General features: G+C 38.2%; 12 protein-coding genes. 2 read left to right on the top strand and 10 right to left on the bottom strand.

Annotated elements, in window-relative coordinates; all coding sequences use genetic code 11:
- Positions 1 to 21: 21 nt before the first annotated feature.
- From era to rpoZ, 8 genes are all read right to left on the bottom strand, one after another.
- Complete coding sequence (gene era, locus ACFIML_RS03320) at positions 22 to 927, bottom strand: GTPase Era (protein ID WP_012754937.1); 906 nt, start codon at positions 925 to 927, stop codon at positions 22 to 24.
- Positions 920 to 1,627 (bottom strand): ribonuclease III, encoded by a 708-nt coding sequence (gene rnc / locus ACFIML_RS03325; protein WP_375606306.1) that lies wholly within the window; start codon positions 1,625 to 1,627, stop codon positions 920 to 922. Before rnc ends, era begins: the two co-directional genes overlap by 8 nt.
- Positions 1,608 to 2,420 carry a signal peptidase I gene (lepB, locus tag ACFIML_RS03330; protein WP_375606307.1) on the bottom strand — a complete coding sequence of 271 codons (813 nt, stop codon included), beginning with the start codon at positions 2,418 to 2,420 and terminating at the stop codon, positions 1,608 to 1,610. The genes rnc and lepB overlap by 20 nt, the downstream gene beginning before the upstream one ends.
- A gap of 78 nt (positions 2,421 to 2,498) precedes the next feature.
- Positions 2,499 to 2,900, bottom strand: coding sequence for a holo-ACP synthase (gene acpS, locus ACFIML_RS03335; protein WP_375606308.1), 402 nt, complete (start codon positions 2,898 to 2,900; stop codon positions 2,499 to 2,501).
- 20 nt (positions 2,901 to 2,920) lie between these two features.
- Positions 2,921 to 3,511, bottom strand: a complete 591-nt coding sequence (locus ACFIML_RS03340; protein WP_375606309.1) for a DUF2062 domain-containing protein — start codon at positions 3,509 to 3,511, stop codon at positions 2,921 to 2,923.
- A gap of 91 nt (positions 3,512 to 3,602) precedes the next feature.
- Positions 3,603 to 4,181, bottom strand: a complete 579-nt coding sequence (gene pyrE, locus ACFIML_RS03345; protein ID WP_375606473.1) for an orotate phosphoribosyltransferase — start codon at positions 4,179 to 4,181, stop codon at positions 3,603 to 3,605.
- 16 nt (positions 4,182 to 4,197) lie between these two features.
- Positions 4,198 to 6,420: a RelA/SpoT family protein gene (locus ACFIML_RS03350; protein ID WP_375606310.1), complete on the bottom strand. Its 2,223-nt coding sequence runs from the start codon at positions 6,418 to 6,420 to the stop codon at positions 4,198 to 4,200.
- 127 nt (positions 6,421 to 6,547) lie between these two features.
- On the bottom strand, positions 6,548 to 6,946 hold the full coding sequence (rpoZ, locus tag ACFIML_RS03355) for a DNA-directed RNA polymerase subunit omega (protein ID WP_273791104.1): 399 nt from the start codon (positions 6,944 to 6,946) through the stop codon (positions 6,548 to 6,550).
- A gap of 570 nt (positions 6,947 to 7,516) precedes the next feature.
- Here rpoZ and ACFIML_RS03360 point away from each other — a divergent pair.
- Positions 7,517 to 8,185 carry a uracil-DNA glycosylase gene (locus tag ACFIML_RS03360; RefSeq protein WP_375606474.1) on the top strand — a complete coding sequence of 223 codons (669 nt, stop codon included), beginning with the start codon at positions 7,517 to 7,519 and terminating at the stop codon, positions 8,183 to 8,185.
- A 48-nt stretch (positions 8,186 to 8,233) separates the two neighbouring features.
- Here the strand turns inward: ACFIML_RS03360 and smpB are convergent, their stop codons facing one another.
- Both smpB and dapA read right to left on the bottom strand, forming a co-directional pair.
- A complete protein-coding gene (gene smpB, locus ACFIML_RS03365; RefSeq protein WP_012231306.1) occupies positions 8,234 to 8,710 on the bottom strand; it encodes an SsrA-binding protein SmpB in 477 nt (158 codons plus the stop codon).
- An 18-nt stretch (positions 8,711 to 8,728) separates the two neighbouring features.
- Entirely contained in the window at positions 8,729 to 9,613 is an 885-nt protein-coding gene (dapA, locus tag ACFIML_RS03370) for a 4-hydroxy-tetrahydrodipicolinate synthase (RefSeq protein ID WP_375687361.1), read from the bottom strand.
- A 253-nt stretch (positions 9,614 to 9,866) separates the two neighbouring features.
- On the opposite strand from dapA, the gene ACFIML_RS03375 reads away from it, so the two are divergent.
- A complete protein-coding gene (locus ACFIML_RS03375; RefSeq protein WP_375687363.1) occupies positions 9,867 to 11,960 on the top strand; it encodes a lytic transglycosylase domain-containing protein in 2,094 nt (697 codons plus the stop codon).
- Positions 11,961 to 12,623: the final 663 nt, after the last annotated feature.

The following is a 12,623-nucleotide window of genomic DNA, read 5'->3' on the forward strand; positions in this document are numbered from 1 at the left end:
CTTTAATTATTTTTAAAAATCTTATTTTAAAAAATCCAATCCCATTTCACGATAACGTTCTGGATCGGTATCCCAATTATCGCGCACTTTCACAAAGAGAAAAAGATGAACCTTTTGATCCATAATTTCCATGAGTTCTTTACGTGCTGCTTGACCAATCGCTTTAATTGTATCGCCTTTTGCTCCTAAGACAATTTTTTTCTGACTCTCACGCTCGACATAAATAACTTGATTAATTTTAACGGAACCATCTGAACGCTCTTCCCAGTTTTCTGTTTCAACCGTTGAGGAATAAGGAAGTTCATCATGAAGACGAAGAAAAAGTTTTTCACGCGTAATTTCAGCAGCAAGATGACGCATGGGCATATCAGAAATTTGATCTTCTGGATAATACCATGGCCCTTCCTGCATCATGTTACTCAGCGCATGAAGTAAATCCTTGCAACCAGAACCGTTTAGAGCAGAAATCATAAATGTTTGCGCAAACTTTACACGTTCATTTATTTTAGTGGTTAACGCTAGAAGAGATGATTTAACAACTGTATCAACCTTATTAAGAACAAGAACTTTTTCTTGTTTCATATTGTTCACAATATCTAACATCATATCAACTTCATCCGAAAGACCACTTTGAGCGTCAATTAAAACAAGCAGAACATCAGCGCTCTTAGCCCCTCCCCAAGCAGCAGAGACCATGGCTCGTTCTAAGCGCTTATGGGGACGAAAAACACCCGGTGTATCGACCAACACAATTTGCACATCATCATGAATGACAATACCGCGGATTAAAGTTCGTGTTGTTTGTACTTTATGTGTTACAATTGAAACCTTTGTTCCAACCAATTGATTAACCAGTGTCGATTTACCGGCATTAGGCATCCCAATAAGCACAACAAATCCAGAACGCGTTTTCATAACGTCACTCATGATCATTTTTTCCCACTGTTTTCCATACACCCTCTCGTCGCAAAATTTTTTCAGCTGCCATTCTTTCAGCATATCTTTTGGAGCTTCCCTGCCCAATCTCTGAAGCAAAACCAGCAATATTTACCTCTACCATAAAAACAGGATCGTGATCTGGACCTGAACGTTTTATAACCTGATAATGTGGTTGTGCATTGCCTTGGATATGCGCCCATTCCTGTAATTCTGTCTTGGCATCACGTCGACCAGCATCCATTTTCTTTGCCCGACTTTGCCAATATTTTTGAATAAAAGGGCGAACGCTTTCCAATCCTCCATCGAGATATATCACAGCAATTAAAGCTTCCACGACATCTGCATGCATATTGATGAGTCGACGTTCTTCGAAATTTTTCATCTCAAAACCAACGTGGATCATGTCAGGAAGCTTCATTTCGCGCGCAATATCAGCACATGTCTGTGCATTGACCAAATGATTCAAACGGACTGATAATTCACCTTCACTTGCCTGAGGAAAAAGTTGATACAGCATTTCTGCAATCAAAAGCCCTAAAACCCGATCCCCTAGAAATTCTAGCCGTTCATAATTTCCTTGTTCCGAATCTTGTACACTCGAGTGTGTTAATGCCTTCTTTAATCTCTCTTCATCTTTAAAACGATGTCCCGTCAGCTTGACAAGCTGATCAATCATTAGACGTTTCATCGTTGTTTCCTTGCTTGATAAGCGGCAAATCATGAACCGTATTTATGAAAGAAAACAAACGCTTCCAACGCACATCAAATGGCCAACGCCAAATCTGCCAAGCACTTGAACCATTACTGATAGAAAAGAAAATCACGCTCGCGCGACCAATAAGATTTTCTTCTGGAACATAGCCTACATCCAAACGACTATCATCTGAATTGTCGCGGTTATCTCCCATCATAAAATAATGTCCTTGAGGAACTTCAAAGACTTCTGTATCGTCAACTTTGGGGATGAAAGCTAAATCAAGTGTATCATAGCTAACACCGTTAGGCATTGTCTCGCGATAAACCTCAACAGGATAGTTCACTTCTGTTATATCAGAATTATCAATCTCCCCCATAAAGTGACGTGAAACAGCCTCATCATTAATATAAAGGACACTTTGACGGACTTGTATACGATCACCTGGTAGCCCAACGACGCGTTTTATATAATCAATCTTCGGATTACTTGGTAAGCGAAAAACGACCACATCTCCACGTTGAGGTTGAGATGCCCAAATCCGTCCAGAAAAAAGAGGAGGAGAAAAGGGGATGGAAAAACGAGAATACCCATATGCATACTTAGAAACAAACAGATAATCTCCCACCAACAAAGTAGGACGCATTGAACCGGAAGGAATACTAAACGGCTGGAAAAAAAGTGTCCGAATAAACGCTGCTAAAAGCAAAGCCTGTATTAAAACAGAAATAAATTCAAGAAGCCCACCTTTTTTTTCTTTTTTATGCACTTTATCTTTTGGGATCATCACCAACTGCCTTCTCATCACAGATATAATTTTTTCATCATAATATTCAAATAACAAAAGCACAATCTCTCACGCCATCTATCCACGTGGAAGTGCTTCGATAATAATAAATGCCTGTGCCCAAGGAAAATCATCTGTTATGCTAAGATGAATAACTGCATCATGATGAGGAGGTAATAACTTTTGAAGTTGCATTTGCGCACGATTTGTTAATTGCATTATTGGTTTACCAGATGGCAAATTAACTACCCCCATGTCTTTCCAATTGATACCACAAGCGATTCCCGTTCCTAAGGCTTTAGCACATGCTTCTTTCGCAGCAAATCTTTTTGCATAGGAAGAGGAGCTTTTTTTGAGATTTTCAGATCTATTTCTTTCAATATCCGTAAAAATCCGTTGGATAAAACGCTCACCATAACGAACCAACATTTTCTCAATACGTCGTATATCAACCAGATCATTTCCAAGACCAATAATCATAAGATATTACCCGATCTTTCTTACGATGAGCGCTTCTTTAAACGCCTTTTTTTTATAATCTTTTGATATCGCTTTTGTTTAAAACGAACCGTTGCTCTGTAAACACCTATATAAGATAAACCACCAAAAACAATACCTAAAAGAGTTCCCCCTAAAATCATAGGACTCATAATTGTGTCCCATGCGCCTTTAAAGAGGAGAGAGAGATTTGACAATGTCAAACCATTAAATAGAGCACGAATTTGCGAAAGAGAAATCTCTTTGACATCGCTAAAAAGTGATAAACAAAAATACCCTACTTTATAATCAGCCATGACAATCAATAAAAATGTGAGTGGATTAGAAAAAATCGTCCCAATGATTGCGGCAGCAAAGTTTGCACGCAAAAGCCAAGAAAAAAATATTGCCAAAATAATATGCAGCCCAAAGAAAGGGGAACACGCTAAAAAAACGCCAACAGCAACCCCTAATGCTACTTCATGCGGTGTTGCTGATATACGCAAAATACGTTTATGTATGTAGCAAAATGAGCGAGAAAATGAACGACGTGGCCATAACCAAAGTCGAATACGCGTTACAAAATCTATTGGTTCTCGACGACGAAAAAGCATATGACTCTCAATATACATCTTTTGATGATGAAATAATCTATATCATCCAAATTAATCTTTTTAAGCTTTTGCACAAAAAATAGAACGACAATTAAATATTTCGACTGCCTGGTTTAATCGCGGGAAGAACAGAAAGATCTGCAGGAAGTGCATCACTAGCATAAGAGGTTATCTCGTATTCAGCAAGCGCAATCAATGGAACTCCAACATTGACCTTACCACCAGAACGATCAAGGATACATGCACTGGCCAATACCTCTGCTCCTGCTGCAACAAGTGCTTCAACAGTCTCTCGAATGGAAAGACCCGTTGTTACAATATCTTCAACAATAACAACCCGTGCACCCTTCTTGATTTCAAAACGACGCAATTCAAAGATGCCATTTACACGCTCTACCCAAAGAGAAGGAACACCAAGGTGACGTGAAGTCTCATAGGAAGGGATAAGACCGCCAATTGCGGGACCAACGACATAATCAATTGATTCCTTGATAGATTCTTTTATTTTTTCAGCCAATCCACGACAGAGCTTTTCCGTCAAATTAGCATGCATGAATACTTTCGCCTTTTGCATATAAGTCGCACTATGGCGCCCCGATGTTAAAATAAAATGCCCTTCTAGAATAGCATCTGCTTGTTTAAAAATATCAATGACATCTTGTGTATTCATTGCAAAATCTTTCTTTTTATCCATGAACCCGCCGTACTGTACTTACTGAACCTGCCTTTTTTAACTGAGAAAAAATACGATTCAAATGTTTTAAATCCCACACTTCCAAATCAATCATAATTTCTGTAAAATCTGGTGCTGTACGGATAAAAGATAAATTTTGGATATTGGCATCGTTAGCAGAAATTATTTGTGTAATTTCAGCCAAAGAACCAGGACTATTTACAACTAAAATATTCATCCGTGCAGGAAAACGTTCATTCATTTGGGCATCAATATCCCAGCGGACATCAATCCATCGTTCTGGCTGATCATCATACGCCATCAAAGCTGAAGACTGTATTGGATAAATAACAATCCCAGCCCCTGGCTGCATAATACCAACAATCCGATCTCCAGGCACAGCTCCTTCTGGTGAAAAGCGTACAGGAATATCTCCACGAGTTCCTCGAATAGGTAATGCTTTAGATTGATGATTTTCAACCATTGTATCCTTTTCATTTTCTGGAACTTTAAAAATCATACCTTGAGCATTTTCAATATTAAACCACCCTTCTTCCCCAGGCTTAAAAGAGGGCTTTTGTACGACACGCTCTTGATAATCAGGATAAACTGCTTTAATCACATCAGCGGAAAACAGCTCTCCACGCCCAACAGCAGCCAATACATCCTCTACATCTTTACGTGCTAAACGTGGCAAAACTTTCTTCAAAAGGTCTTTTGAAAATTGCTTTCCCATATATTCAAATGAACGCTCGAGAATACGATATCCTAAACCCGAATATTGTTTACGTACTGCTGCACGACTTGCTCGTCGAATAGCTGAACGTGCTTTACCTGTGACAACAAGAAATTCCCATGCTGCTGGCGGAATTTGAGCGTGTGAGCGAATAATATCAACCTCATCACCATTTTTTAATTTGGTCATTAAAGGCATAATACGACCATTGATTTTTACACCTACACAAGAATCACCGATATCTGTATGGACGGCATAAGCAAAATCAATAGGCGTAGCTCCTTTAGGAAAAGCAATTAATCGACCTTTCGGCGTAAAACAAAAAACTTGGTCTTGAAAAAGCTCAAGTTTTGTATGTTCTAAAAACTCTTCTGGATTATCTCCATCAGACAAAGATTGTATCGTTTGACGCAACCATGCATAGGCATTCGTTTCACTTGATAACTTCACAGTCGAATAATTGGAACCGTGCTCTTTATATATGGAATGAGCAGCAACCCCATATTCAGCAACTTCATCCATAGCAGCCGTTCTAATTTGCAACTCAACACGTTGTCTTGAAGGACCAACAATTGTTGTATGAATAGAACGATAATCATTTTGCTTTGGTATAGAGATATAATCTTTAAAACGACCAGGAACCATTGGCCATGTCGTATGAATGACACCAAGAGCACGATAACAATCATTCACGGACTCAACAATCACACGAAATCCAAAAATATCCGATAATTGTTCAAAAGATAATGCTTTACTTTCCATTTTGCGAAAGACTGAATAAGATTTTTTCTGACGGCTTTTAACATCTGCTTTAATGCCATGCTCGAAAAAAAGTTTTGTCAATTCATTTTCAATTGTGGAAAGCAAATCACGGTTGTGTTTCAATAATTCAGAAAGTCGATTGGTAATCGTACGATAACCTTCTGGATTTAAATAAAAGAAAGAGAGATCCTCTAACTCCTCACGCATATCCTGCATACCCATACGGCCTGCAAGTGGCGCATAGATATCCATCGTCTCCTCAGCAATTCGCCGACGTTTATCATCACGCATAACACCAAGGGTACGCATATTATGAAGACGATCAGCAAGTTTGACTAAAAGAACACGAACATCATCAGAAATAGCAATAAGAAGTTTACGAAGATTTTCTGCTTGTACGGCTTTCTTTGATACAAGATCAAGCTTATTAAGCTTTGTAAGCCCTTCAACCAACTTTCCGATTTCAGAACCAAAAATCTGATCAATTTCTGCTCGTGTAGCGCTTGTATCTTCAATTGTATCATGCAAAAGAGCAACAGCAATCGTTGCCTCGTCCAACCGCATATCTGTCAAAATAGCAGCAACTTCTAAAGGATGAGAAAAATAAAGATCACCTGATGCACGCTTTTGATGTGCATGCTTTTTCATTGCATAATCATAGGCCCTGTTTAAAAGAGCCTCATCTACGTCAGACTTGTAACGTTGAACACGTCCAACAAGCTCACACTGACGCATCATACGAGCATATCCTTTATCTTTTCACACCTCTAATCTTTATTGAACATGTCCTATCAAAAAAGACAAGAAAAATAATTGCTCCTTACATGACAAGGTATCTTTACTCCTGTAACATAAATTTCTGCAATTAGTAATCGTCACTTTTTTCTGGAACAACCAAACCTTCAATACCCGCTAAAAGCTCTTCTTCTGACATATGATCAAATGAAGTACCTTCTTCTTGCGACGACGTATTAAAAACACTTTCAGCTTCACCTGAATGGGTAATAAATTCACTTGCCATTTCTGGCTCATCTACTTCCACATGTTTTTGCAGCGAATGAATAAGGTCTTCCTTTAAATCAGCAGGCGACAATGTTTCTTCTGCTATTTCACGTAAAGCAACAACTGGATTTTTATCATTATCGCGATCAACCGTAATCTGCGCTCCTTGTGAAATCTGACGCGCCCGATGACCTGCTAAAAGTACCAACTCAAAGCGGTTGTCAACTTTATCAATACAATCTTCTACCGTTACGCGGGCCATTTATGCCTCTTTCTCAAATAAAAAAATTTAATAGCGGATAAAGTAGTATATACAATAATCAAAATAAAACACAAGAAAAACAACACAAACTTTTATATTTTTTAATTAAAGAACTTATTTAAAAAAAATCTTGGAAAATTTATAAAAATGTATAACCTATTCATGCTCGTTATCAAAATTTCTTTTAAAAGCATTCCAATAGATTGACTTCAAACAAAGAGAGATCTTTCTTGACAGAATACTTGTCTGGAGTCCTTATCCTTTTAAAAGGAATACCTGCTGTTTAAACCCTTTGCAATAACAGCAGCCTTATACATACTTTTTATGATAATATCTTTATCTAAAGAGAGAACTTTTTTCTTTGAACATCATGTGTATTGCACTCTTATTCATCGAATAAATTACTGAAAGATGACCTATCCTTACACAATAATGAGCAATAAGTTTATATTAAACTTTCTTCTAAAAAAGTTTATTTATATTCATTATAGATTGTTTATCAAACCATAACCCGTCATATACGCTATAAAAGACTCAAAAAAAATAGAAAAACGATTAATGCCTAACACCATGAATAGCCAATTAACATCGCTTTGCCCAGAACCACCCCCAAATTGCAATTTATGTCCTAGGCTCCATCAATTTATCGCTGGCTGGCGTGTAAAAGAACCAAGTTGGTATAATGCACCGGTGCGCCCATTCTTTCCTTATAAAGGGCCAGACACAACACGCCTTCTTATTGTTGGGCTTGCCCCTGGATTACGCGGAGCAAATCGAACTGGACGTCCATTTACTGGTGATTATGCTGGGCACTTACTTTATTCAACTTTAAAAAAGTTTGGTTTTGCCCAAGGAACCTTTGAAGAAAGAGCAGACGATACTCTTGAACTTATTGATGCAGCAATTGTTAACTCTGTTCGTTGTGTTCCACCAGAAAATAAACCCACCGGTGCAGAAATTAACACGTGCCGCTATTTCTTCTCTCCTCTTTTAACAAATCTTCCCAAACTTAAAGCCGTTATTACCTTAGGCACCATTGCGCACCATTCAACAATACGTGCCCTTAATGCAAAAGTTTTAGCTCACCCTTTTGGACATGGCGAAATCAATAATATCGGTAGATTACGCATCTTTTCAAGCTATCACTGTTCTCGTTATAATACGAATACTGGCCGCTTAACAGACGCTATGTTTCACCAAATTTTTCAAGCAGTAAAAACATACTTAGATCAATGCTAAAACTATTTTAAATAGCGCTATAAATAAAGGATATCTAAATCGCATCCGTCATCCATATCTTTTTAAAAGTCTTGCTTTTTCACGTCCCCAATCGCGTTTTTTTTCCGTTTCGCGCTTATCATGAAGCTTTTTCCCTCGCGCTAGAGCGATCTCCAACTTAACGCGCCCTCGTTCATTAAAATAAAGTTTGAGAGGAACAAGTGTCATTCCTTCACGAGACGTTGCATTAAAAAAACGTGCCATCTCACGTTTTGAAAGTAATAATTTGCGCAAACGTCGTGGTTCATGATTAAAACGATTAGCCTGCGTATATTCAGGAATATAGCTGTTTACTAACCATAATTCCCCATTCTCAAAACTCGCATAGCTTTCAGCAATATTAGCATGATTGGAACGTAAGGACTTCACTTCCGCTCCCTGAAGGACAAGACCAGCCTCGAGATTATTAAGGATTTCAAAATTAAAACGTGCTTTACGATTGTCAGCAATTATTTTCCGTACGGGCGCGTTCTTTTTTTTATTCATGACTTTTTCAATATCATTTTATGCTTTTAAAAGACCAGCATGGCTGAGGGCTACATCAATAACCTTCTTTGTGCTCTCTGTTAATGGAACAATCGGAGAACGTACAGTCTCACCACAAAGCCCCAATTTTGTAGCAGCATATTTAATCCCTGCTGGGCTAGGTTCAATAAACACAGCACGATTGAGAGGCATGAGGCGATCATTTAATTCTCGTGCTGTTTTATAATCATCACGAAAACACGCAGCTTGAAGCTCTGCACAAAGCTTTGGAGCAACATTCGAGGAAACCGAAATACAGCCCATACCTCCATGTGCATTAAATCCTAACGCTGTACAATCATCACCGGAAAGCTGCATAAAATCCTTGCCACACTTTTCACGTTGCTCACTAACGCGCTCAATTCTGCTCGTCGCATCCTTAACACCAACGATATTTTTAAAATCTTGATAAAGATCTCTCATCGTTTCCACGGCCATATCGATAATAGAACGACCAGGGATATTATAAATTATAATCGGAATAGAAACAGCTTTGGCAATAGAAGAAAAATGCTTGTATAAACCAGATTGATTTGGTTTGTTGTAATAAGGAGTGACAACCAAAACTGCATCTGCACCAGCCTTTTCTGCATATTGTGCAAGCTCTATAGCCTCACTTGTGCTATTTGATCCCGCTCCCGCAATAACAGGAACACGCTTTGCGACCTGCTTGACACACAATTCTATAATTCGCCTATGTTCTTCATGACTTAAAGTTGCTGATTCACCTGTTGTCCCAACAGGGCTTACACCATTAATCCCTTGTGTAATCTGCCATTCAACAAAATCACAAAATGCCTTCTCATCAATTGCGCCCTTGTTATCAAACGGGGTGATAAGCGCAGTTATAGCTCCCTTGAGCATGATAAACTCCCTATAATGTTTGCTTTTATTTTTTTATAATCGCCTTTTATAAATTTTAAATAGAGCATAATCTTGCTCTATCATTGAAGCAAGATGAATTTCAAAAAAAGCCCTCATAAGATGAAAATGAACCTCCTTAAATGTTGAACATTTCTTTAAAACAAACCGTCTATATTAACGCGTTTTTCACGCTTGTGTTCTAAAAAACCTTAAGTTTTTTTTACAAAAAGCAAGGTCTCAAGGTCTTTTCTCTATGCGTGTATTTTCCACCTCTCTTTTCGTATCAACCTTTACTGCACTTATACTGGCAATAAGAATTTTATTTTCAAGTGCACTTGCACAAACACCGCTTTTACATGGGAAAGTACCAATCCCTTCGACACGTCCTACCCCCATTGCCATAAAACAAAAAGCTCAAGAACCTCTTCAACAGAGACACACGACATCGCACAATACTGCGACACTCAAACAACTAAAAGCTGGATTAGATGCACTAGCAAACAACAATATTGCAAAAACAATAAATCTTCGTAATTCAATGGAAAAACATAGCCTTGATCGTTATATTTTGACATGGGCGCTAGGACTATCAAAGCAAAATAATATACCAAGCTCTGAAATATCTAATGCAATTAACATGCTAAAAGGATGGCCTGGTATAGAAACGATGCAACGCAATGCTGAACGTGCTTTTCTTAACGAAACCAATATCACACACGCCATTATCCAAAAATTTTCTCATCATCCCCCCCTTACAGCACAAGGCATGGCTCTCTTTGCTAAAGCGCTCATTGCAACGGGACAAATCACCCGTGCTCAACACATTATTGCACCATGGTGGCATAAAACACGGCTTAATGCACAAGAAGAAGTATTTGTTCTTAAAAATGCAAGTGCTGCCTTAAAACCTATTGATCATTTAAAACGCATGCAGTTTATGTTGTATGCACATCGTTTTGATTCAGCGGCACGCGTTGCAAAATTAGCCCATGCTCAATCTCTTTTTGATGCTTTTGTGGCGGTTGAAAAAAATGATCCTAGCGCAACACAAAAATTAAAAGCTTTAGAAAGAGTATGGAAAAAAGATCCTCTCTTCCAGTTTGCTCGAATGCGCCATCTGCGGCGAACAGAACAATATGATGCAGCCGCAACACTCATGATGAAAACATCACAAGATGCATTCCATCTTATGAACCCTCAATCATTGTGGAAAGAGCAACGCGCCCTTTCTCGTGAAATGCTTGATTTAAACAAACCCCAAATAGCTTATCAACTCGTTGCAAGGCACACCGGTATGACATCTGCATTAGCCGTCGATGCTGAATTTCACGCAGGATGGTATGCACTACGGTTTCTTCATAACCCTAAGTTGGCAATGCAACATTTTTCACGCATTCCTCAACTCTCCTCTTTACCTTTTGCTGCATCACGTGGATATTACTGGATGGGACGAACAGCAGAAACGCTAGGAGAACATAAAAATGCCCAGCTGTACTTTCATCGCGCCGCTCATTTTGGCGCAACGTATTATGGTCAATTAGCCGCTGCGCGACTCAACCAAAAAAAAATTAATATCTCTTTTCCTAAACCAACAATCGCTGAGCGACAACATTTTAGTGCACGAAAAGCGATCAAAGCAATTCAACGTCTTGAAGAAGCTGGATATGCTGAGTTTGCTAAAGTTTTTTATAGAGAACTCGGAAAAAAAATAGAAAGCCCCGGTGAATTAGCTCTTCTGGCTGTTATGGCAGAAAAAAATGGTGACTATTATACCAGCCTCAGAATCGGAAAAATGGCTGCTTTCCTAGGAAAAAATGTTGGAGCACTCTCTCATCCTCTGGGAGCTATACCAGACTCTGCTCATATTTCTGTAGAAGAAAAATCGCTTATCTATGCCATTGCACACAAAGAAAGCGAATTTAATCCAACAGCCATATCACAAGCAGGTGCACAAGGGATACTCCAATTGCTTCCTACAACTGCAGAAGCACTAGCAAAAAAATACTCAATCGCATGGTCTCCTAAAAGATTTAGCAGTGATGCGCGTTATAATGTGACATTAGGCGCCCATTTTCTCAATGAACAATTGGAACGTTTTAATGGATCCTATATACTAACTCTTATTGGCTATAATGCAGGCCCCCGCCGTGTCAATGAATGGACCAAGCGCTATGGCGATCCTCGAGGACAACCTCTCGATAACGTCATCGATTGGATTGAACGTATCCCTTATACAGAAACACGGAATTACGTGATGTGTGTCATGGAAAATTACGGTGTTTACAAAGCGAGACTCACCGGGAAAATAAATATAAAAACCGACTTGCTTTCTGGTCGACGGAAATAATATGCCTGAACTTCCCAAGTAGCATTTGAAAGGGTTCATAAGAAGTGTTTTTATTCCTTTTTAAATAGTACCCACATACCAACCTTCTTAGGACGTATAAAAAGTAATTTTAATTGATTCAGTATTCATAAATTCGAAATGAGAAAACCCTACACTATTTGGGTCTTTTATTTCAAATACAAAATGATGAATTATCATTATAAATCAACAGGTAGTACAAATAATTCATTTCTTCTCAACATAGATGACAATATCATAGAGATTACAAATATAAGAGAAGAGTGAAACAAATAGCTCATCCTTTTACTGTTGCTTATTAGTCAATATTCAAATCTTGTGAAACAGCTTATTTTAAGACTATTTTTTCTGCTTACAATATTTCTATACCCAATAGGGGCGCATTATTGTGTATATCGTTTGGATTATCTCTGATAACAGAAAGAGAGACTCATTGAGTTAGAAAGCCTTAAAGACAAACAATTCTCTTCTGCCCCTTCCCTTTTCATTCGGTTTTACGACTTTTAAATATGTCAATATCTTTTAATAATGAAGATGAAGCTTTGCTTTTTTCTCATTTTTACATATAAGCTCACATCCTTTACACAAAACAGAGCATCCCCAAATAGTATGTTTTTCTTATTTATATTATTGTTTTATTTTAAT

Origin of the sequence: Bartonella sp. AC62GZZY (assembly GCF_042196525.1) — a bacterium.
Classification (GTDB): Bacteria; Pseudomonadota; Alphaproteobacteria; order Rhizobiales; family Rhizobiaceae; genus Bartonella.